This window comes from Streptomyces sp. NPDC004031 (genome assembly GCF_053604375.1).
Window position 1 is genome coordinate 141,615 of the sequence record NZ_JBSGHL010000002.1, and the last position, 20,260, is coordinate 161,874.

Annotated in this window: 16 protein-coding genes; 12 read left to right on the forward strand and 4 right to left on the reverse strand. The window is 70.3% G+C overall.

The annotated features are described in order from the left end of the window. Positions 1 to 6 precede the first annotated feature (6 nt). The 3 genes from ACWERV_RS01765 to ACWERV_RS01775 all read right to left on the reverse strand — a co-directional run bounded on the left by ACWERV_RS01765 (position 7) and on the right by ACWERV_RS01775 (position 3,812). Positions 7 to 963 carry a carbohydrate ABC transporter permease gene (locus ACWERV_RS01765; RefSeq protein WP_452927412.1) on the reverse strand — a complete coding sequence of 319 codons (957 nt, stop codon included), beginning with the start codon at positions 961 to 963 and terminating at the stop codon, positions 7 to 9. A 117-nt stretch (positions 964 to 1,080) separates the two neighbouring features. After that, positions 1,081 to 2,487 carry an ABC transporter substrate-binding protein gene (locus ACWERV_RS01770; protein WP_452927415.1) on the reverse strand — a complete coding sequence of 469 codons (1,407 nt, stop codon included), beginning with the start codon at positions 2,485 to 2,487 and terminating at the stop codon, positions 1,081 to 1,083. Between the two features lie 299 nt (positions 2,488 to 2,786). Then, a complete protein-coding gene (locus tag ACWERV_RS01775) occupies positions 2,787 to 3,812 on the reverse strand; it encodes a LacI family DNA-binding transcriptional regulator (protein WP_031518284.1) in 1,026 nt (341 codons plus the stop codon). A gap of 172 nt (positions 3,813 to 3,984) precedes the next feature. On the opposite strand from ACWERV_RS01775, the gene ACWERV_RS01780 reads away from it, so the two are divergent. After that, on the forward strand, positions 3,985 to 6,255 hold the full coding sequence (locus tag ACWERV_RS01780) for a galactose-binding domain-containing protein (protein WP_452927419.1): 2,271 nt from the start codon (positions 3,985 to 3,987) through the stop codon (positions 6,253 to 6,255). Positions 6,256 to 6,259: 4 nt separating this feature from the next. On the opposite strand, the gene ACWERV_RS01785 is transcribed toward ACWERV_RS01780, so the two are convergent. Then, positions 6,260 to 7,528, reverse strand: coding sequence for a PucR family transcriptional regulator (locus ACWERV_RS01785; RefSeq protein WP_452927422.1), 1,269 nt, complete (start codon positions 7,526 to 7,528; stop codon positions 6,260 to 6,262). Positions 7,529 to 7,984: 456 nt separating this feature from the next. On the opposite strand from ACWERV_RS01785, the gene ACWERV_RS01790 reads away from it, so the two are divergent. The 11 genes from ACWERV_RS01790 (at position 7,985) to ACWERV_RS01840 (ending at position 20,185) form a co-directional block, all read left to right on the forward strand. Then, the gene (locus ACWERV_RS01790; RefSeq protein ID WP_452927425.1) at positions 7,985 to 8,602 is read left to right on the forward strand and encodes a hypothetical protein; all 618 of its coding nucleotides are present in this window, start codon (positions 7,985 to 7,987) and stop codon (positions 8,600 to 8,602) included. A gap of 261 nt (positions 8,603 to 8,863) precedes the next feature. Further along, on the forward strand, positions 8,864 to 10,570 hold the full coding sequence (locus tag ACWERV_RS01795; protein WP_452927428.1) for a DUF6801 domain-containing protein: 1,707 nt from the start codon (positions 8,864 to 8,866) through the stop codon (positions 10,568 to 10,570). 64 nt (positions 10,571 to 10,634) lie between these two features. Continuing rightward, a complete protein-coding gene (locus ACWERV_RS01800) occupies positions 10,635 to 11,618 on the forward strand; it encodes an ABC transporter ATP-binding protein (protein ID WP_452927431.1) in 984 nt (327 codons plus the stop codon). Continuing rightward, positions 11,615 to 12,427 carry an MlaE family ABC transporter permease gene (locus ACWERV_RS01805; protein ID WP_398187926.1) on the forward strand — a complete coding sequence of 271 codons (813 nt, stop codon included), beginning with the start codon at positions 11,615 to 11,617 and terminating at the stop codon, positions 12,425 to 12,427. The genes ACWERV_RS01800 and ACWERV_RS01805 overlap by 4 nt, the downstream gene beginning before the upstream one ends. Before the next feature lie 3 nt (positions 12,428 to 12,430). Then, entirely contained in the window at positions 12,431 to 13,246 is an 816-nt protein-coding gene (locus ACWERV_RS01810; RefSeq protein ID WP_452927434.1) for an MlaE family ABC transporter permease, read from the forward strand. Continuing rightward, complete coding sequence (locus ACWERV_RS01815) at positions 13,243 to 14,517, forward strand: MCE family protein (protein ID WP_452927436.1); 1,275 nt, start codon at positions 13,243 to 13,245, stop codon at positions 14,515 to 14,517. The genes ACWERV_RS01810 and ACWERV_RS01815 overlap by 4 nt, the downstream gene beginning before the upstream one ends. Next, positions 14,514 to 15,542, forward strand: a complete 1,029-nt coding sequence (locus ACWERV_RS01820) for an MCE family protein (RefSeq protein WP_452927439.1) — start codon at positions 14,514 to 14,516, stop codon at positions 15,540 to 15,542. The genes ACWERV_RS01815 and ACWERV_RS01820 overlap by 4 nt, the downstream gene beginning before the upstream one ends. Beyond that, the gene (locus ACWERV_RS01825; RefSeq protein WP_452927442.1) at positions 15,542 to 16,618 is read left to right on the forward strand and encodes an MCE family protein; all 1,077 of its coding nucleotides are present in this window, start codon (positions 15,542 to 15,544) and stop codon (positions 16,616 to 16,618) included. Before ACWERV_RS01820 ends, ACWERV_RS01825 begins: the two co-directional genes overlap by 1 nt. Beyond that, positions 16,615 to 17,742, forward strand: coding sequence for an MCE family protein (locus ACWERV_RS01830; RefSeq protein WP_452927445.1), 1,128 nt, complete (start codon positions 16,615 to 16,617; stop codon positions 17,740 to 17,742). Before ACWERV_RS01825 ends, ACWERV_RS01830 begins: the two co-directional genes overlap by 4 nt. Next, entirely contained in the window at positions 17,739 to 18,881 is a 1,143-nt protein-coding gene (locus ACWERV_RS01835; protein WP_452927448.1) for an MCE family protein, read from the forward strand. Before ACWERV_RS01830 ends, ACWERV_RS01835 begins: the two co-directional genes overlap by 4 nt. Further along, complete coding sequence (locus ACWERV_RS01840; RefSeq protein ID WP_452927451.1) at positions 18,881 to 20,185, forward strand: MCE family protein; 1,305 nt, start codon at positions 18,881 to 18,883, stop codon at positions 20,183 to 20,185. The genes ACWERV_RS01835 and ACWERV_RS01840 overlap by 1 nt, the downstream gene beginning before the upstream one ends. Positions 20,186 to 20,260: the final 75 nt, after the last annotated feature.

A 20,260-nucleotide genomic window follows, 5' to 3' on the forward strand; every position in this document is an offset into this window, starting at 1 on the left:
TCCGTCCTAGTCGCTGTTCCGGTTGAGCCGCGCGTACACACCGGAGAATCCGATGAGTACCAGGAGCAGGAAGAGGCCGAGGGCCGCTGCGCCGCCGAAATTGTTGTAGCGGTAGCCGTACTGGTAGACCATGTAGACGACCGTCATCGTGGAATTCTCCGGGCCGTTTCCGCCGGCCATCAGGTACACGTTGGTGAATTCCTGCATGGTCGCCACGACCTGCAGCAGCAGCATGAGCGAGAGCACCAGCCGGGTCTGCGGGATGGTCACGTGCCAGATCTTGCTCCACAGGCCGGCGCCGTCCAGGTCGGCGGCCTCGTACAGCTCACCGGGGATGTTCTGGAGCGCCGCCAGGTAGATCAGGGTCGCGCTGCCCATGCTCATCCAGGTGGCCGCGATCACCACCGAGATGAGCGCGGTGTTCGACGAGTCCAGCCATTGCGACGTCGGCAGGTGGAGGAAGCGCAGAATGCGGTTGAAGAGGCCGTATTCCGGGTTGTAGAAGTACTTGAAGAGCAGGGCCCCGGCGACCGGCGGAAGCATCACCGGAAGGTAGATCAGCACCCGCAGGTACGCCCTCGCGTGCCGCAGCTCGTTGAGCAGGATCGCCACGAGGAAGGGCACCGCGAAACCGATGACCAGCGCATAGAGCGTGAACAGTCCGGTGTTCTTCCAGGCCGTCCAGAAATACGGGTCGTGGTAGACCGTCTTGATGTTCTGGAAACCGACCCAGCTGGTCACACCGCGTTTGGTGTGCTGGAAGCTCATGATGAACTCCCGGACCATCGGGTACCAGGAGAACAGCCCGAAGCAGATGATCGCGCCGATCAGGAATCCGTAGGCGCGCAGGTTCTGGCTGACCTTGCGGCCCAGGCCGCCCCGGCCGCCCGCGCTACGGGGACCGGCGGCCCGCCCGGCGTGGCGCCGTGTTGTCTTGTCGGGGACGGTCGTCGTCGCCGCCATGGGAAGCTCCTCGGCTGGAAGCGTGCGTGGTCGAGGGTGGGAGTCGGGGCTCGGTGGCCGGGCTCGGGGCCGCGCCCGCGGGGCCGGTCACCGACCGGCCCCGCGGGGGCTGCGCTGTTACTGGCTCGCGGCCAGCAGCTGGTTCGCCTGCGTCTCGGCGGAGGAGAGCAGCTTGTCGACGTCGGCGTTCTTGTTGCTGAGGACGCCGGACATCACGGTGTCGAGCACGGTGTAGAGCTTCTGCGCGTTCGGCGGCTCACCCTTCACCGGGACCTGCGCGTCCACGTAGGACTTGTAGTTCTGGACCGGCACCGTGGCGTACTGGGTCTTGTCCGCGGTGTCCGTGGCCTTGGACTGGCCGGTGAAGAAGAAGGGCTGCGGCAGGCCGACCGGGATGCCGTCCGCCTTGTTGCGGGCGTAGTTGAACTGGCCCTTCTTCAGGGTCAGGAACTTGAAGTTGATCCAGGCGATGCCCGCCTTGATCTGGTCCGGGGTGTCCGACTTCTTGAAGAAGTAGTCGTTGCCGCCCATCAGCGAGGTCTTGCCGCCGGGGATCGGCGCCATGCCGAGGTCGTCGAAGTTGGCGCCGTACTGCTGGACCATGAGCTGGATGTCGTCGGGAGCCGCGAGGTACATGCCGATCTGGCCGGCGCCCATCGCCTTCTGGCTCTCGCCCCACTCCTTGCCCGCGCTCTGCGGCATGCTGTTGTCGACCCAGCGCATGTCGTGGATCGTCTGCAGGATCTGCTTGGCCTCGGGACCGTTGAAGGTCGCCTTGGAGCCGCTGTCGTCGACGACGGTGTTGCCGGCGCCGTAGAGGGCCGAGGTCAGGTGCCAGCCGCCCTGGTTGCCGGCGCCGTACTCGAAGAAGCCGTGGATGCCCTTGCTGCCCAGCTTGTCCTGGATCTGCTTGGCGTCGGTGCGGATCTCGTCCCAGGTGGTCGGCGGCTTGTTCGGGTCCAGACCGGCCTCGGTGAAGATCTTGCGGTTGTAGATCAGGCCCATCGAGTAGTTCGTGGTGGGCAGGCCGTAGAGGCGGCCGCCGTCCTTGAGGATGTCGAGGACGCCCGGGTCGATGTCCTTGAGGTTCGGCACCGTCTTGTCATTGACGTAGTCGGTGATGTCCGCGGCCTGCCCGGCGTCCAGCACCTGCTGGAGGTCGGTGACGTACGAGTAGAACGCGTCGGTCTCGGACCCGCCCTGCAGCTGCGCGGTGAACTTGTCCGTCTCCTCGCAGGGGAACGCGTCCTTGCTGTTGATCGTCACGTTCGGGTACGTCTTGTGGAACTCGGCGACATCGTCGAGCCACTGCTTGCGCTCGGGCTTCTTCGTGGTCGGCGGCATGCAGTCGACGCTGATCGTCACCTTGGTCTTCGGGTCCAAGGGGGTACCGGCGCTGGCGCTGCTGGTCTTGCTGCCGCCGTCGTCCTTCTTGTCCTTGCTGTCGGAGCACGCGGCGCTCGTCAATCCGATGCCTGCGACCAGCGCGAATGCCACCAGTCTGCGGTAGCGGATTCCACTCATGATCAAACCCTTCCCCTGAACCACTGCGCGTCGTTGGACTGCGATTGGGACCCCTGCGGCGCATGATGCACATGATGTCCGGCGCAGGTGCAGCGCGACCGTCTCGGGTTGGCTCAACGTACTTAACCCGATAGATGTCCGCAAGATGTCGCGCGAATTTCGCAAAGACACGACTTGGTCACGACGCCTGGTGAGCGGGTTACGCTGCGCAGACGACGGAGCGCGCATCAACCGCGCACCGGCCACCGGTGCGCGGAAGTGCGCGCTCAGCCCTGCCAGGACCCCCGAGGGGCCCGCGACTACGCGTTGGTGCGCGCCTCCGGGTGCGGGATACGGGCGGGGTGCGGGGCCGGTCCGGTGGAACCGCGCACCACCAGTTCCGGTTCGAAGAACAGCTCGTCGTGGTCGACCGAGGCGCCGCTGATCTCGCCGGCCAGCAGGTCCACCGCGGCCCGGCCCATCGCCTCGATCGGCTGGCGTACGGTGGTCAGCGGCGGCTCGGTGCAGTTCATGAGCGAGGAGTCGTCGTAGCCGATCACCGACACGTCCTCGGGCACCGACAGCCGGCGCCGCCGGGCGGCCCTTATCGTGCCGAGCGCCAGCAGGTCGGAGGCGCAGATGAAGGCCGTGATGCCGCGCGCCAGCAGCCGGCTCGCCGCGGCCTGGCCGCCCTCCAGCGTGAAGAGCGCGTGCTCCACGGTGACCGACGGGTCCACCCGGCGCGCGGCCGCGAGCTTGCGGCGCGAGGGCACGTGGTCCGGCGGGCCGAGCACCAGCGCGATGCGCTGGTGGCCCAGCGACATCAGGTGGTTCATCGCCTGCTCCACCGCCACCGCGTCGTCGCACGAGACGCGGGGGAAGTCGAGATGGTCGATCGCCGCGTTCATCAGCACGGTGGGCAGGTTGCGTTCGGCCAGGCGCGCGTAGTGGTCGTGCGGCGACTCGGCCTGGGCGTAGAGCCCGCCGAAGAAGACCACCCCGGACACATGCTGCTGGAGCAGCAGTTCCACGTAGTCGGCCTCCGAGACGCCGCCCGCGGTCTGGGTGCAGAGCACCGGGGTGAAGCCCTGCTGTGCCAGCGCGCCGCCGACCACCTCCGCGAATGCGGGGAAGATCGGGTTCTGCAGCTCGGGCATGACCATGCCGACCAGCCGGGCGCGTTCCCCGCGCAGCTGGGTGGGCCGTTCGTAACCGAGCACGTCAAGAGCGGTGAGGACCGCGGCCCGGGTAGCGTCGGAGACGCCGGGCTTCCCGTTCAGCACCCTGCTGACGGTGGCCTCGCTCACTCCGACCTTCTTTGCCACCTCGGCAAGTCGTCGTGTCATGGCGTCGATTCTAGTACAGGTGGCGCAAGTTTCTTGCGGTGATTTTGCGAGATCTCTGCAAGTCATCCAAATTTTGCGAAACCTGGTCGACATATTGCTGTGTCAGATCGGGGTCCCTAGGGTGTCGGACGTCACATGAGCGACTCCCCTCACGAAGGGATCCCCCCACCGCATGGACACCAGACGTCACAGCACCCGCTGGCTCGGCGCCGCCACCGCGGCGGCCCTCGCCGCCGGCGGCCTCGCCTTCGTCACCCTCGCCCCGCAGGCGGGCGCCGCGACCCGCGCCCAGGCGGTGTCGCCGTTCGCGGTCAGCGGCGGTGCCACCGTACCGTTCACCGAGTACGAGGCCGAAGCCGCGGCCACCAACGGATCGCAGCTCGGCCCCGACTACACGCAGTCGACGGTCGCCTCCGAGGCGTCCGGGCGGCGCGCGGTCACCCTCGGCGGCCAGGGCAAGTACGTCGAGTTCACCCTCACCAAGCCCGCCAACGCCGTGGACGTCGCGGTGAACCTGCCACGCGGCGCCTCCGGCAGCGTCTCCGTCTACGTCAACGGCACCAAGATCGCCGGCAAGCTCGCCGTCACCTCGCAGTACTCCTACGTCGACACCGGCTGGATCGCCGGGGCGAAGACGCACCACTACTTCGACGACTCCCGGCTGCTGCTCGGCCAGAACGTCCCGGCCGGCGGCAAGGTCAAGCTCCAGCTGGACGCCGGGGACACCGGCAGCGCGACGATCGACGTGGCCGACTTCGAGCAGGTCGCGGGCGCCGCCACCCAGCCCGCGAACTCCGTGTCGGTCGTCGCCGACGGCGCCGACGCCTCCGGCGGCGGCGACTCCACGCAGGCCTTCCGGCAGGCCATATCCGACGCCAAGGCCCAGGGCAAGGAGGTCTGGATCCCGCCGGGCACCTTCAAGGTCACCTCGCAGATCCCGGCCGACGGCGTCACCCTGCGCGGCGCCGGCAACTGGTACTCGGTCGTGCGCAGTTCGCACTTCATCGACCAGACCTCGGCGAGCGGCAACACCAAGCTCTACGACTTCGCCGTCTTCGGCGACGTCAGCGTCCGCAACGACAACTCGCCCGACAACTTCGTCACCGGCAGCCTCGGCCCCAACTCCGTGGTCTCCGGGATGTGGATCCAGCGCGAGAAGGTCGGCCTGTGGCTGACCGGCAACAACGACAACCTCGTCGTCCAGAACAGCCGCATCATCGGCACCACCGCCGACGGCCTCAACCTCGACGGCAGCGCCCACAACGTCACCGTCAAGAACAACTTCCTGCGCAACCAGGGCGACGACTCGCTCGCGATGTGGTCCCTCGGCTCGCCCGACACCGGCAACACCTTCACCGGCAACACCATCGTGCAGCCCAACCTCGCCAACGGCATCGCGATCTACGGCGGCAGCGACAACACCGCCTCGAACAACGTGATCGCCGACACCAACGCCCTCGGCAGCGGCATCGCCATCTCCAACCAGGCCTTCCTGCAGCCCTTCAACCCGCTGTCGGGCACCGTCACCGTGTCCGGCAACACCCTCATCCGCACCGGCGCCCTCAACCCCAACTGGGGCCACCCGATGGGCGCGCTGCGCGTGGACTCCTACGACTACGCGATCAGCAACAACATCCGGATCAGCGACACCACCTTCGTCGACAGCCCCTACAGCGACTTCGAGTTCGTCTCCGGCGGCGGCCACGGCTACACCGTCAGCGGGGTGACCGTCAGCGGCGCCACCGCGTCCGGCACCGGCACGGTCGTCGTCCAGGCGGAGACCCCCGGTTCGGCGTCCTTCAGCAACGTCACCGCGACCGGCACCGGCTCCACCGGCGTCTACAACTGCTCCTACCCCGCCAACCTGCCCGCCTTCACGATCACCAAGGGCTCCGGCAACAGCGGCTGGGACGGCACCTGGGGCGACTGCGCCAGCTGGCCCCAGCCCGGCAGCGGCCCCGGCACCACCACCGGCGGCAGCACCACCGGCGGCGGTGACGGCGGGACGACGACCCCGCCGTCGAACGGCAACCTCGCGCTGGGCCGCCCGGCGAGCGACACCGGCCACGCCGACGTCTACGGCGCGGGCAACGCGGTCGACGGCAACGCGAACACCTACTGGGAGAGCACCAACAACGCCTTCCCGCAGTCGCTGACCGTCGATCTCGGCGCGGCGCGGCAGGTCGGCCGGCTCGTCCTCAAGCTGCCGCCCGCGGCGGCCTGGGCGAGCCGCACCGAGACGCTGGCCGTGCTCGGCTCCACCGACAACTCCTCCTGGAGCACCCTGAAGTCCGCCACCGGCTACACCTTCGACCCGGTGAGCGGCAACAGTGTGACGGTGACGCTGAGCGGGGCGAGCACCCGCTACCTGCGGCTCACCGTCACCGGCAACACCGGCTGGCCCGCGGGTCAGCTCTCCGAGCTGGAGGCCTACACCTCGTAGGCGCTCAGCGCTGCTTCGCCACCCGGGGCCTGGCAGGCGGGCGCCGGGTGGCGCGAGCGGTGCCGGCGGCGGGGGAGCCGCCGTCGCGCAGGTGCAGGGCGCGCAGCGCGATCTCGGTGGCGAAGCGTTCGTCGGGACGCGTGAGCTGGTCGCCGAAGGCCCGCTCCAGGATGCGCATGCGGTAGCGCACCGTCTGCGGGTGGACGTCGAGCTGCTCGGCGATCTGCGCGGCCGTCCCCCGGGTGGTCAGCCAGATCCGCAGGGTGTCGACCAGCCGCGCCTGCTGGGTGGGCGTCAGCGCGGCGAGCGGGGCGAGGAAGCGGGCGGCCATCTGCTCGGCCAGCGCCGGATCGCCCAGTAACCACAGCGACAGCAGGTGGTCCTCGCAGCGCAGCAGCGGGCCGCCGGACACCGCTCCCGTCCCGGCCAGCGACAGCGTCTGCCGCGCCCAGCGCAGCGAGTCGGCTGCCTCGCCGAGCCCGGTGGTCAGCCCGACCGCGGCCCGGCAGCCGCCCAGCGCGTCGTCCAGGCACGCCCGGCGGGCCTCGGTCAGCGGCCCCGGCACGAGCAGGTGCGGTTCGGGGTCGGCGAAGTCCTGGAGCATGTCCGGGTCCAGCGCCTGGCGGCGCGGGTGGGTGCCGGGGGCGACCGCCACCATCGTGACCTCGTCCGGCAGCCTCCACCCGCAGTGCTCGGCGAGTTCGGCGAGCGCGCTGCGGGCCACCGCGGTGCCGCCGAGGATGCGCCGCAATAACCGGCGGCGCCGGTTGTCCGGCTCCTCGCCCAGCTCCGCGAGCGCCTGGACGTAGCCTTCGCGGGAGAGTTCGGCCAGGTCGCCCATGTAGGCGAAGAGCGCGTCGGCGAAGGTCAGCATGAAGGCCGCCGACAGGTTGTAGCGGCGGCTGACGGCACGCACCCGGCGCAGCGCGACCTGGCATCCGATGCGGTAGGCGGCCTGGAGGTTGTCCAGGCTGCGCCCCTCGTACGCCTCGTAGCGCCCGAAGCGCCGGCACAGGTCGTCGCGCTGCGCGGTGGTGGCGGTGGGGGCGGCCACCCGGTCCACGAAGCTGGCGATGCTCTGCTCGATGCCGAACCGGATCACCTTGCTGTTGGGGCCTTCCAGAAGGTGCCCGTATTCGGGGATCGCGGCGACGATTTCAGCAGCCATCTCTTTCAATAGACCCGGGAGTTCCGGGCGCATGATGGCGGCGAACTCCCGGGGTATGGGACCCGTGATCTCCCCCTGATCCGGGACCTGCCGCATGACGGACATGAGCCTCCCCCTCCGTACCGCCTCATCGCGTCGGTGGCCTCGCTGCAACATAGACCAAATGTTCACGCTGCGCAGCCCCGCGGATGCGGAAACGTTGTCGGCCGTACCGGAACAGGGCTGTGGCCGGGGCGGGCGGGGGTGCGGCGGGGGTGGGCCGGGCGGGCGGGGAAATACTCACTTCCCGACAAAAACGGCGGGGGTGATGTTGCCCCGGTGACAGAAAATTACCCGACGGTAAGGTTCCGGAAGGAATCTTGGACCGGATTGTTGCGCCCTTCGGTTACCCGTACGTAACGTCCAGCCCTGCAAGGGCACCCGAGGGAATCGGTGCTCCACGTTCCAGGTAGCAGTCGCAGCCGAATTCCGCCCCCGACGTGCGGTGATGACGCACATGAGGCACGCGGTTCCGGTTAATCAGGTACGTCGAACTCCCCGGTTTCACGAAAGGATTCAGCCATGCGTAAGTTCACCAAGGCGTTCACGGGTACGGCGGCGACGGGTGCCGCCATCATCGCCGCGATCGGCCTGGCGGCCGGCCCGGCCTCCGCCGTCACGCCCACCCAGGTGACGATCAGCGGGAGCGGCACCAACGGCGCCTTCACGGCCACCGCGTCGAAGCCGACGCTGAAGGACAACAAGACCGGCGTGACGCTCAACTGCAGCTCCGCCGCGGCCGCCGGCACCGCCACCAACGGCACCCACGCCGGCACCCAGGCGGCCACGCTGACGTCCCTGACGTGGACGTCGTGCAACATCAGCGGCATCGGCTTCGGGGTGACGGCCAACGCCACCCCGTGGTCCCTGAACGCGACCGACGTCACCAACGCGTCGGGCGTGACCGCCGGCAACATCACCGGTGTCAACGCGACCCTGTCCGGCGCGTGCAACGCCACCGTGACCGGCACGGTCACCGGCACCTACACCAACGGCACGCACACGCTGGCGATCAACGCGGGCACCCTGACGGTCTCCGGCGTCAGCGGCCTGTGCCTCGGGCTGATCAACAACGGCGACTCGGTCACCTACACGGCCAACTACGTCACCACGCCGGCCCTCCAGGTCACCGCGAGCTGACGGCAGCGCGACCCGCGCCGTCCGCACCAGCACCGTCTGCACCGAGCCCCGGCGGGCACCCTGCCGCCGGGGCTCGCTGTCCCTCCGGGGCGTCCGGTACTCGTCCGGTGACAAGTTCGGGATTCCGCTTTGTCACCGGTTGACAAGAAAGCGGCCCGCGCGGGATCCCGTCGAATTCGGCCTCGTCGATCACTTGTACGGCCTTATTACCCGCCCGTAATGTCCGTGCGTCGCCGACGCGCCAGCCAGAGGAGTCCGTTGATGCGAGGTGCCGTGAACCCGCGCAGGGTGGTGCTGACGGCTGCCACCGCGTCGGTCGCCGTACTCGCCGGGATGCTGCCCGGCACCCCCTCCGCTGCCTCCGGCCCCGACACCGCCGTCGAGATCGCCTACACCTGCGCGTTCGGCACCGGGAGCGGGACGGACGGCGGCGCGACCGTGACGCAGGACGCCACCGTCACCGTCCAGCAGACCTACCCGGCGAGCGCCGTGGCCGGAAAGAGCTTCCGGCCCGGCGCGCTGACCGTCGAGGTGGCGCTCGACAAGAAGGCCGCCGACGCGGTGCTGCCCGCCGGCGCCACGTCGGCCACCGCCACCGCCTCGCTCACCGCCCGCGTCACGCAGGGGCCGTCGGGCGCGGACGCCCCCTGGCCGGGGCTGCGCGCCGCGGCCGCGCCCGCGACCGACGGGCTGGACCTGACCTTCACCGGCGACGCGACCGCGGTCACGGCCACCGCGCCGGGGACCGTACGCTTCGACGCCGGACGGCTGGACCTGGCGATCGCCGCCCTGGCCGACCCCACCGCACCGCCCTCCGGCTCCGCGACCGACTCCCCGCCGCAGGACTCCGGCTCCGGGACCACCGCGGAATCGGCCGGATCCGCCGCGGCCGACGCCGACGCCACCGTCACCCCGGCCGCGGGCACGACCACCGGCGGCGTCACCGCGGCCTGCACCCCGAAGGACGGCCAGGCCACCCTGCTCGGCGAGGTCGCGGTGTCCGGGGCGGCGGGCCCCGGGCAGTCCGCCACCGGCACTCCGACCGGCACCGGCCCGGCGGCGCCGGACCCGTCCTCGGGAACGGCCGCCTCCGCGGGCGCGGGCGAGAGCCCCGCGGCCACGAGCCACAAGGGCACCCTGGAAGTGGCCGCGCCCCCGCACTCCGGCATCTCGGACTGCCCGCCGCCACCGGCCGGCGAACCGGACCAGGCGATCCTGGACGCCGTGCCCCGCCCGGAGGGCGCCAACCCCATCGTGCTCCCACCGGACCAGCGGCAGGCCGAGTGCACCTTCCTGACCGGGCTGTCCAACGTCGGCAAGCTCAAGGGCGCGGCGACCGTCAACGACCTCGACGACCACCCGGCGATGACCAACGTCACCCAGGTGGGCACCTGGTTCGGCTTCCAGCCGGACGGCTCGATCTACCTGGAGCTGGACAGCATCGTCACGCTGGACCTGCCGCCGGCCAAGTCGACCTTCCTGACCTTCGGGTTCATGCCCACCACCGCCATGATGACGATGACCCAGCTCGCCCCGCTGACGCTGATCATCGCCGGCAGCAGCGGCGACGACTACATCACCTACACCGACGTCTACGGCAAGCTGGACCTGCGGCTGAGCGACATCAAGGTCAACGGCACGCCCCTGGACGTCGGTGCGAACTGCCACACCGTCAGGCCCCTGGACCTCCATCTGGTCGGCACCGACTACACGTACAAGGGCCACGACGGTGTCACCCGGCCCTCGGACTACAACGAGATCGTCGGCGGCCCGCTGCACCAGGACCAGCTCACCATCCCGCCGTTCACCGGCTGCACCGCGCACGGGGACGACGTGGACGCGCTGCTCACCGCGTCGATCTCCGGCCCGGACAACTCGCTCAACTTCATGCAGGGGCCGCTGTGCATCCCCAGCGCCCTCCTGAACTGCGAGCCCGAGATCCAGTACCCGACACCGCCGCACCGCTGAGCGGCCCCGACATGTCAACCGAACGCAACGTCCTGCCGCTGAGCCATTGGAGGAGAGCGGTGCCATGGGAATCGAAGTGACCGTCGAGGGCCTCACCAAGTCCTTCGGCAAGCAGAACGTCTGGCAGGACGTGACGCTCACACTGCCGCCCGGCGAGGTCAGCGTCATGCTGGGCCCGTCGGGCACCGGCAAGACCGTCTTCCTGAAGTCCGTCATCGGACTGCTCAAACCGGAGCGCGGCCGCGTCCTCGTCAACGGCGTGGACATGGTCAACGGACCCGAGCGGGAGATCTACGCCACCCGCAGGCTCTTCGGCCTGATGTTCCAGGACGGCGCCCTCTTCGGCTCCATGAACCTCTTCGACAACATCGCCTTCCCGCTGCGCGAGCACACCCGCAAGAAGGAGTCGGAGATCCGCCGCATCGTCATGGAGCGGATGGACATGGTCGGCCTGGTCGGCTCCGAGGGCAAACTCCCCGGCGAGATCTCCGGCGGCATGCGCAAACGCGCCGGGCTCGCCCGCGCGCTCGTCCTGGACCCGCAGATCATCCTGTGCGACGAGCCGGACTCCGGCCTGGACCCGGTGCGCACCTCCTACATCTCGCAGCTGCTCATCGACCTCAACGCGCAGATCGACGCGACGATGCTCATCGTCACCCACAACCTCGACATCGCCGCGACCGTGCCGGACAACATGGGCATGCTCTTCCGCCGCGAACTCGTCGCGTTCGGGCCGCGCGAACTGCTGCTGACCAGCGACATGCCGGTCGTACGGCAGTTCCTCAGCGGCCGCCGCGAGGGCCCGATCGGCATGGCGGAGGAGAAGGACGAGGCGACACTCGCGCTGGAGCAGGGGTCGGGCGCGGCCGCCCTGCCGCCCGCGCCCGGTGCGCTCGCCCCGCAACTGGAGCCGAGCCCCGGACTGCCGCCGCGGCAGGCGGTGCAGCGGCGCCGGGCGCGGCTGCTCGCGATGTGGGACCAGCTGCCGGCCGCGGCCCGCGCCGCCGTGCAGTCGGGGCTGGCACCGGTGCAGGGGGAGCCGGCATGAGCGCACCCGTGCGGCTGCGCGAGCCGGCCGAACGCCGGTCCTTCCCCGGTACGGGCGCGCTGCGGCAGACCGGCCAGCTGATGACGCTGGCCGCCACCACGGTCCGGGACACCTTCCGGCGGCCCTTCCAGGTCCGTGAGCTGATCGAGCAGTTCTGGTTCGTGGCGAGCGTGACGATCCTGCCCGCCGCGCTGGTGTCGATCCCGTTCGGCGCGGTCATCGCGCTCCAGGTGGGCTCGCTCACCCAGCAGCTCGGCGCCCAGTCCTTCACCGGCGGCGCGAGCGTGCTCGCGGTGATCCAGCAGGCCAGCCCGATCATCGTGGCGCTGCTGATCGCGGGCGCGGGCGGCAGCGCGATCTGCGCCGACCTCGGCTCGCGCAAGATCCGCGAGGAACTCGACGCCATGGAGGTCATGGGCGTCTCACCGGTGCAGCGGCTGATCGTGCCGCGGGTGCTCGCCACGATGCTCGTCGCGGTGCTGCTCAACGGCCTGGTGTCGGTGGTCGGCACGGCCGGCGGCTACTTCTTCAACGTCATCGTCCAGCACGGCACCCCGGGCGCCTACCTGTCGAGCTTCTCCTCGCTCGCCCAGCTGCCCGACCTCTACATCAGCGAGATCAAGGCGCTGGTCTTCGGCTTCATCGCCGGCATCGTCGCCGCCTACCGGGGCCTGCACCCGCGCGGCGGGCCCAAGGGCGTCGGCGACGCGGTCAACCAGTCCGTGGTCATCACCTTCCTGCTGCTGTTCGTCGTCAACGTCGTGCTGACCGCGATCTACCTGCAGCTCGTCCCGCAGAAGGGGGCCTGACCCATGGCACTCCTGGACCGCCCGCTGCGCTGGCTGGACGAGACCGGTGACCACTTCATCTTCCACGTCCGCGCGGTGCTGTGGATCCCGCGCACCCTGCGCCGCTACCTCAAGGAGGTGCAGCGCCTGCTCGCCGAGGTCGCGTTCGGCAGCGGCGGGCTCGGCGTCATCGGCGGCACCGTCGGCGTGATGATCGGCATGACCCTCGCCACCGGCACCGTCGTCGGCCTCCAGGGCTACGCGGCGATGAACCAGCTCGGCACCGCCGCCTTCACCGGCTTCATCTCCGCCTACTTCAACACCCGCGAGATCGCGCCGCTCGTCGCCGGCCTCGCGCTGTCCGCGACCGTCGGGGCCGGCTTCACCGCCCAGCTCGGCGCGATGCGGATCAACGAGGAGGTCGACGCCCTGGAGGGCATGGGCATCCGCTCCATGCCGTACCTGGTCAGCACCCGCATCATCGCCGGGGTCGTCGCGATCGTGCCGCTGTACGGCGTCGGGCTGCTCAGCTCCTACGCGGCCTCGCGCGCGGTGACCGTCTTCTTCAACGGCCAGTCACCGGGCACCTACGACCACTACTTCGGCATCTTCCTGTCGCCCACCGACGTGCTGCTGTCCACCCTGAAGGTGCTGATCTTCAGCGTCATCGTGATCCTCGCGCACTGCTACTACGGCTACACCGCCAAGGGCGGGCCCGCCGGGGTCGGCATCGCGGTCGGCCGGTCGGTGCGCAACGCCATCGTGATCATCGCGGTGACCGACTTCTTCCTGTCGCTGGCGCTGTGGGGCGCCACCACCACCGTGCGGGTGGCCGGATGACCACCACCGAGACCCGTACCCCCGCCCCCCCGCCGCCCCCCGCGCGCCGCCGCCGGGGCGACCCCGGCAAGGCCGGGCGGCGCACCGCCGGGATCGTCTTCCTGCTCGTGCCCGCGCTGCTGGCGTGGCTCGCGGTCGCCGTCTACGACAAGGACTTCAGCGACGACGCGACCGTCACCGTCATGACCGGCAGCGTCGGCAACGAGATGCACCCCGGCGCCGACGTCAAGGTCCGCGGGGTCGTCGTCGGCCGGGTCAGCTCCATCCACGCCGACGGCCAGGGCGCCCGGCTGACGCTCGCCATCGACCGCGACCAGCTGCGCCGCATCCCCGCGGGCGTCACCGCGCAGATGCTGCCCACCACGCTGTTCGGCGCCCGCTACGTCGCGCTCGTGCCGCCCGAGGGCGCCCGGTCCGGCGGGCCGTCGCTCCGGGCGAGCAGCACCATCGAGCAGGACCGCTCGAAGGACGCGATCGAGCTGCAGCAGGTGCTCGACAACGTCCTGCCGCTGCTCACCGCCGTCCAGCCGCAGAAGCTCGCCGCGACCCTCAACGCCGTGGCGACCGCCCTCGACGGCCGCGGCGCCCAGCTCGGCACCACCCTCGTCCAGCTCGACGGCTACCTGCGCAAGCTCAACCCCGAACTGCCCGCGCTCACCGACGACATCAAGCAGCTCGTGACCGTCAGCCATGTCTACGACGACGCGGCGCCGGACCTCGTACAGGCCCTCACCGACTTCACGCGCACCTCCAGCACGATCGCCGCCGAGCGCGCCAACCTCGACACCCTGTACGGCACCGCCACCGGCACCGCCCAGGACGTCACCACCTACCTCCAGCAGAACAGCCCCAACATCATCCGGCTCAGCGCCGACAGCCGCGGCACCCTGGGCCTGCTGGCGAAGTACTCGCCGTCCTTCCCGTGCACCTTCCGCACCCTCGCCGACTTCGTGCCCGTCATGGACAAGGCGCTCGGCAAGGGCACCGGGCAGCCCGGCCTGCACGTGAACCTCACCACCGTGGCCTCCCGCGGCAAGTACCTGCCCGGCAAGGACACCCCGGTCTACGGCAAGAGCGGCGGCCCGAAGTGCTACGCCGTCCCCTACACCGGCGGCAAGGGCACCACCCCGCTGGCCAACTCCCCGCAGGAGAACGAGCTGATCAACGAACTCCTCGCGCCGGGCACGCAGACCGCCCCGAGCGCGCTGCCGGACTGGAGCAGCCTGCTGACCGGGCCGGTCTTCCGCGGAGCGGAGGTGACCGTCCGGTGAAGCGCCGCAGCCTGACCGGGCCGATCGTCAAGTCGATCATCTTCATCCTGGTCACCTCGCTGGCCACCGCCGTCCTCGCGATCAGCATCGCGGGCGGGGGCGTCGGCGACACCTACGGCTACAACGCCCTGTTCACCGACACCACCGGGCTGATGTCCGGCGACAGCGTACGGATCGCGGGCGTCAAGGTCGGCACCGTCGACTCGGTGTCGGTCTACCGGCACAACCTGGCCAAGGTGCACTTCTCGGTGCAGCGCGAGCGGACGCTGCCGAAGTCCGCGACGCTGACGATCAAGTACCTCAACCTCGTCGGCCAGCGCTACATCGACCTCGCCCAGGGCACCGGCCCCGTCGGCGAGACGCTGGAGCCGGGCCAGACCGTGCAACTGGACCACACCACCCCGGCACTCGACCTCACCCAGCTCTTCGCCGGCTTCCAGCCGCTGTTCGAGGGCCTGTCGCCGCCCGAGGTCAACCAGCTGTCCGGCGAGATCATCCAGGTCCTCCAGGGCGAGGGCGGCACCGTCGACTCGCTCATCGGCTCCATCGGCTCGCTGACGACCACGCTGGCGGCCAAGGACCAGGTGATCGGCCAGGTCATCGACAACCTCAACACCGTGCTGAGCACCGTCAACACCCGTGAGGCCAACTTCAACGACCTCGTCGACACCCTCCAGCAGCTCGTCACCGGCTTCTCCGGCGACCGCGAGCCCATCGGGCAGTCCATCACCGCGATCTCGCAGCTCACCAACAGCACCGCCGGACTGCTCACACAGGGGCGCGCACCGCTCAAGGAGTCCATCGACCAGCTCGGCCGGCTGTCGTCCAACCTCGGCGACGCCACCCCGCAGATCCAGTCCTTCCTCACCAACGCCCCGAAGAAGTTCCAGGCCCTCGGCCGCGCCGCCTCCTACGGCTCCTGGCTCAACCTCTACCTGTGCCAGGCGACCGTGAACGGCGTGACCACCACCGACGGCAGCACCCCGCCGACCGGGATAGCGATCAGCGAAGCGAGGTGCCGGTGATGAGGCGTCCGGGACTCAGGTTCGGACGGGCCCGCGCCGACCGCGGCAGGCCGCTCTTCAAGCCGCTGCGCGACCGCAACCCGGTCGCCGTCGGGGCCGTCGGGCTGCTCGTGCTCGCCCTCGTCGGGCTGCTGGCCTACAACGCCGACGCGCTGCCCTACATCGGCGGCGGCACCAGCTACTCCGCCGACTTCACCGAGGCCGCCGGGCTGCGGCCGGGCAACGAGGTACGCGTCGCGGGCGTCAAGGTCGGCAAGGTGACGGGGGTGTCGCTGGACGGCGCCAAGGTCAAGGTCACCTTCAAGGTCCGGCACACCTGGATCGGTGACGCCAGCACCGCGGCGATCGGCATCAAGACGCTGCTCGGCGAGAAGTACCTCGCCGTCGACCCGCTCGGCAGCCGCGAGCAGGACCCGCACCAGCGCATCCCCAAGAGCCGCACCACCTCCCCGTACGACGTCACGCAGGCCTTCGACGGGCTCGGCAAGACGCTCGGGGCCATCGACACCCAGCAGCTCGCGACCAGCTTCCAGACGATCTCCGACACCTTCAAGGACACCCCCGGCTCGGTGCACAGCGCCGCCACCGGGCTGTCCGCGCTGTCGCAGACCATCTCCAGCCGCGACGCCCAGCTCGCCCAGCTGCTCACCGGCAGCAAGCAGCTCACCCAGACGCTGTCCGACCAGAACGGGCACTTCCAGACCCTCATCTCGGACGGCGACCTGCTGCTCGGCGAGATCGAGAAGCGGCGCAGCGCCATCCACAGCCTGCTCACCGGCACCCAGGACCTGAGCACCCAGCTCAGCGGCCTGGTCGCCGACAACGACAAGCAGCTCGGCCCCACCCTCGACGCGCTCGACCGGGTCACGACCGTGCTGCTCACCAACCAGACCAGCCTCGACCAGGCGCTCGCGCTGGCCGGGCCCTACTACCGGGTCATCGGCAACACGATCGGCAACGGGCACTGGTTCGACAACTACCTGTGCGGGCTGCTGCCCGACAGCTACCTGCCGGCAGGCACGCCGCCGCCCACCGACGGCTGCATCCCGCCCAAGGCGACGGGAGGAGCGAAATGAGGATCCCGCGCCCGCGGCTGACCCTCCCCGAGGTGCGGCGGCCACGGCTGCCCCGGCGGGTGATCGTGACCGTGGTCGTCCTCGCGATCGTCGCCGCCGGGGCCGTGACGGCGGGCTTCGTCGCCTTCGGCGGGCCCGACGGCAAGCATGTGACGGCCTACTTCGACCGCACGGTGGGCGTCTACAAGGGCTCCGACCTGCGCATCCTCGGGGTGAAGGTCGGCACCGTCGAAGCCGTGCGGCCCAAGGGCAAGCAGGTCGAGGTGAGCCTGCGGCTCGACCACGGCGTCAAGGTGCCCGCGGACGCCGGGGCCGTCATCGTCGCCCCCAGCGTCGTCGCCGACCGCTACGTCCAGCTCACCCCCGCGTACACCGGCGGCCCGCAGCTCGCCGACCACGCCGTCATCACCGCCGCGCACACCGCGACGCCCGTCGAGATCGACCAGCTCTACACCAGCGTCACCCAGCTCAGCGACGCCCTCGGCCCCAACGGCGCCAACACCACCGGGGCGCTGTCCGAGCTGCTCACCGTCGGCGCCGACAACCTCGACGGCAACGGCAAGGCGATCGGCGACAGCATCACCCAGCTCGGCCAGGCCTCCAAGACGCTCGACGCGCACAGCGGCGACCTGTTCTCGACCCTGGCCTACCTTCAGTCCTTCACCACGATGCTGAAGAACAACGACGGCAAGGTGAAGGCCGCCGCCGACCAGCTCTCCACCGTCACCGGCTTCCTGGCCGCCGACAAGGAGGACCTCGGCGCCGCGCTCTCCACGCTGGCCACCGCCCTCGGACAGGTCAAGAGCTTCATCGACACCAACCGCGGACGCCTCAAGACCAGCATCGACCAGCTCCAGCCGATCACCCAGACCCTGGTCGACCAGCGGGCCTCGCTCGCCGAACTCCTCGACACCGCACCGCTGGCCGCCGACAACCTGCTGGGCGCCTACAACCCGGGCACCCGCACCATCGACGGCCGCACGGACATCAACGAACTGAGCCTGGGCGGCGGCACGCACCCCGCGTCGTCCACCTCCGCGGCCCGCACGAAGTCGCCCGCCACGGACCTCCCGCTGCCCTTCCCCGTCACCGGCACGACCACGACCGAGGGGGCCGCGCGATGAGCCGACGCCGTACGACGCGCGGCGCCGCGGCCGCGGCGCTGCTCGGGCTGGCCCTCACCGGCTGCTCGGTCGGCGGGGTGCAGAGCCTGCCGCTGCCCGGCGGCGCGAACCTCGGCAGCAACCCCTACACCGTCAGGGCGCAGTTCGCGGACGTCCTCGACCTGGTGCCGCAGGCGTCGGTCCGCGTCAACGACGTCGCCGTGGGCCGCGTCACCTCCGTCAAAGTGGCCTCCGACGGCTGGTCCGCGCTGGTCACCATGAAGGTCAACGGCAAGGTGCAGCTCCCCGCCAACGCCTACGCGCACCTGGAGCAGTCCAGCCTGCTCGGCGAGAAGTACATCCAGCTCTCCGCGCCGCCCAAGAACGAGGCCGCCACCGGCACCCTGCGCGGCGGCCCGGTCATCCCGGTGTCGCACACCAACCGCAACCCGGAGATCGAAGAGGTCTTCGGCGCCCTGTCGATGGTCCTCAACGGCGGCGGGGTGCAGCAGCTCAAGACCATCAACACCGAGCTGAGCAAGGCACTCACCGGCAACGAGCCCCAGGTGCGCGACATGCTCACCCAGGTCGACACGCTGGTGAGCGACCTCGACGCGCACAAGGCCGACATCACCTCCGCCCTCGACGGGGTCAACCAGCTCTCCGCCACCCTCGCCGCCCGCGACACCAAGATCGGCACCGTGCTGGACGGCCTCAGCCCCGGCCTGAAGGTGCTGGACGAGCAGCGCGGCTCCCTCGTGACGATGCTCCAGGCCCTCGACACCCTCTCCGGCGTCGCCGTGGACACCGTCAACCGCAGCAAGGACGACATGGTCGCCGACTTCAAGGCCCTCGCCCCCACCCTGCAACGGCTCGCCGACTCCGGTCAGGACCTGCCCGACTCGCTGCAGGTGATGCTCACGTACCCGTTCACCGACGAGGTGCTCAGCGGCGTCAAGGGCGACTACCTCAACGTCTACCTCGACCTCACCGCGGCCCCCGGCACCTCGCTGACCTCGCTCCTGGAGGAGAAGGACAACTCCTACCCCCCGACGTACCCGCCGACGCCCGAGGCCGCGAAGAAGGGCAAGGCCGGCAAGGTCCAGCCGCTGCTGCCGCTGCCGCTGCCCTCGGTCACCACCACGACGAGGGGGCGCTGATGCTCACCAAGGCCACCGTCACCAAGAACATCGCCTTCCTGGTCGTCGCCGTGCTCGTGCTCGGCTACCTCGGCGTCAACTACGCCGACCTCGGGCGCTATGTCGGACTGCGCGGCTACTACACCGTGACCGTCGAACTGCCCGCGACCGGCGGCCTGTTCGAGCACTCCGACGTCACCTACCGGGGTGTGTCGGTGGGCCGGGTCGGGCCCATCTCGCTCACCTCGGACGGCGTCGAGGCGAAGCTGCGCATCAACAAGAGCGCGCCGCGCATCCCGCAGCACCTCAAGGCCGTCGTCGCGAGCCTGTCGGCGGTCGGCGAGCAGTACATCGACCTCCGGCCCAGCACCGACGACGGCCCCTACCTGCACGACGGCTCCCGCGTCGACCAGGCGAACGCCGAGATCCCCGCACCCGTCACCAACCTCCTCACCAGCGTCAACGACCTCGCCGCCTCCGTGCCGCTCGAGTCGCTGCGCACCGTCGTCGACGAATTCGGGCTCGTCTTCAACGGGCAGGCCGACAACCTCCAGTCGCTGCTGGACACCAGCGGCCACTTCATCGACGCGGCCGACACCAACCTGCCCACCGACACCCAGCTCATCGTCGACGGGCAGACCGTGCTGAAGACCCAGGCCGACGAGGGCGACGCCATCCGCTCCTTCGCGGACAGCGCCAACCAGCTCGCCGCCCAGCTCAACACCTCCGACGCCGACCTGCGCCGCCTCATCACCACCGCGCCCGACGCCGCCACCCAGGTCAGCGCGCTGCTGCGGGACGTCGGACCGCAGCTCAGCGTGGTCCTCGCCAACCTGCTCACCACCTCCGACATCGCCGTCACCCGGCAGAGCGGCATCGAGGAGTACCTGGTGACCGTGCCCGCCGTGGTCGCCGCCGGATCGTCGTCGGTCGACGCGAGCGGCATGCACTTCGGGCAGGCCGTCACCTTCTTCTCCCCGCTGCCCTGCACCTCCGGCTACGGCGGTACGACCTACCGCACCGGGCTGGACACCGGCACCCCGAAGACCGCCTTCAACACCGCGGCCCGCTGCACCTCGCCCGCCTCCAGCGGCATCGACGTCCGGGGCTCGGCGCACGCGCCGGGGAGCGGCGCCGTCCCGAAGCCCGCCGAGCCCGGCTCGGTGCTGCCGACGAACACGGGGACGGCGACGGCCACGAGCACGGGCACCCTCGCGCCCGCCACGACGACCATGGGCCCGCAGCTGCCGGGGGCGCTCGCGCTGCCCGCGCTGCCCCCGGGCGGGCCGACCACGATGGCCGGACTGCTGGGGGTGACGGGATGAAGCGGGACATGACGAAGGAGCAGGCGGAACCGGTCGAGTCGGACGAGCCGGCCGTCGAGCCGGGCGATCCGGCTG

What these genes read in the sequence shown, in the direction of transcription:
- ACWERV_RS01830 (WP_452927445.1), top strand. Translation starts at nt 16,615, where the DNA reads ATGAGGATCCCGCGCCCGCGGCTGACCCTCCCCGAGGTGCGGCGGCCA.
- ACWERV_RS01800 (WP_452927431.1), top strand. Translation starts at nt 10,635, where the DNA reads ATGGGAATCGAAGTGACCGTCGAGGGCCTCACCAAGTCCTTCGGCAAG.
- ACWERV_RS01825 (WP_452927442.1), top strand. Translation starts at nt 15,542, where the DNA reads ATGAGGCGTCCGGGACTCAGGTTCGGACGGGCCCGCGCCGACCGCGGC.
- ACWERV_RS01785 (WP_452927422.1), bottom strand. Translation starts at nt 7,528, where the DNA reads ATGTCCGTCATGCGGCAGGTCCCGGATCAGGGGGAGATCACGGGTCCC.
- ACWERV_RS01795 (WP_452927428.1), top strand. Translation starts at nt 8,864, where the DNA reads ATGCGAGGTGCCGTGAACCCGCGCAGGGTGGTGCTGACGGCTGCCACC.
- ACWERV_RS01780 (WP_452927419.1), top strand. Translation starts at nt 3,985, where the DNA reads ATGGACACCAGACGTCACAGCACCCGCTGGCTCGGCGCCGCCACCGCG.
- ACWERV_RS01790 (WP_452927425.1), top strand. Translation starts at nt 7,985, where the DNA reads ATGCGTAAGTTCACCAAGGCGTTCACGGGTACGGCGGCGACGGGTGCC.
- ACWERV_RS01765 (WP_452927412.1), bottom strand. Translation starts at nt 963, where the DNA reads ATGGCGGCGACGACGACCGTCCCCGACAAGACAACACGGCGCCACGCC.
- ACWERV_RS01770 (WP_452927415.1), bottom strand. Translation starts at nt 2,487, where the DNA reads ATGAGTGGAATCCGCTACCGCAGACTGGTGGCATTCGCGCTGGTCGCA.
- ACWERV_RS01810 (WP_452927434.1), top strand. Translation starts at nt 12,431, where the DNA reads ATGGCACTCCTGGACCGCCCGCTGCGCTGGCTGGACGAGACCGGTGAC.
- ACWERV_RS01835 (WP_452927448.1), top strand. Translation starts at nt 17,739, where the DNA reads ATGAGCCGACGCCGTACGACGCGCGGCGCCGCGGCCGCGGCGCTGCTC.
- ACWERV_RS01815 (WP_452927436.1), top strand. Translation starts at nt 13,243, where the DNA reads ATGACCACCACCGAGACCCGTACCCCCGCCCCCCCGCCGCCCCCCGCG.
- ACWERV_RS01840 (WP_452927451.1), top strand. Translation starts at nt 18,881, where the DNA reads ATGCTCACCAAGGCCACCGTCACCAAGAACATCGCCTTCCTGGTCGTC.
- ACWERV_RS01805 (WP_398187926.1), top strand. Translation starts at nt 11,615, where the DNA reads ATGAGCGCACCCGTGCGGCTGCGCGAGCCGGCCGAACGCCGGTCCTTC.
- ACWERV_RS01775 (WP_031518284.1), bottom strand. Translation starts at nt 3,812, where the DNA reads ATGACACGACGACTTGCCGAGGTGGCAAAGAAGGTCGGAGTGAGCGAG.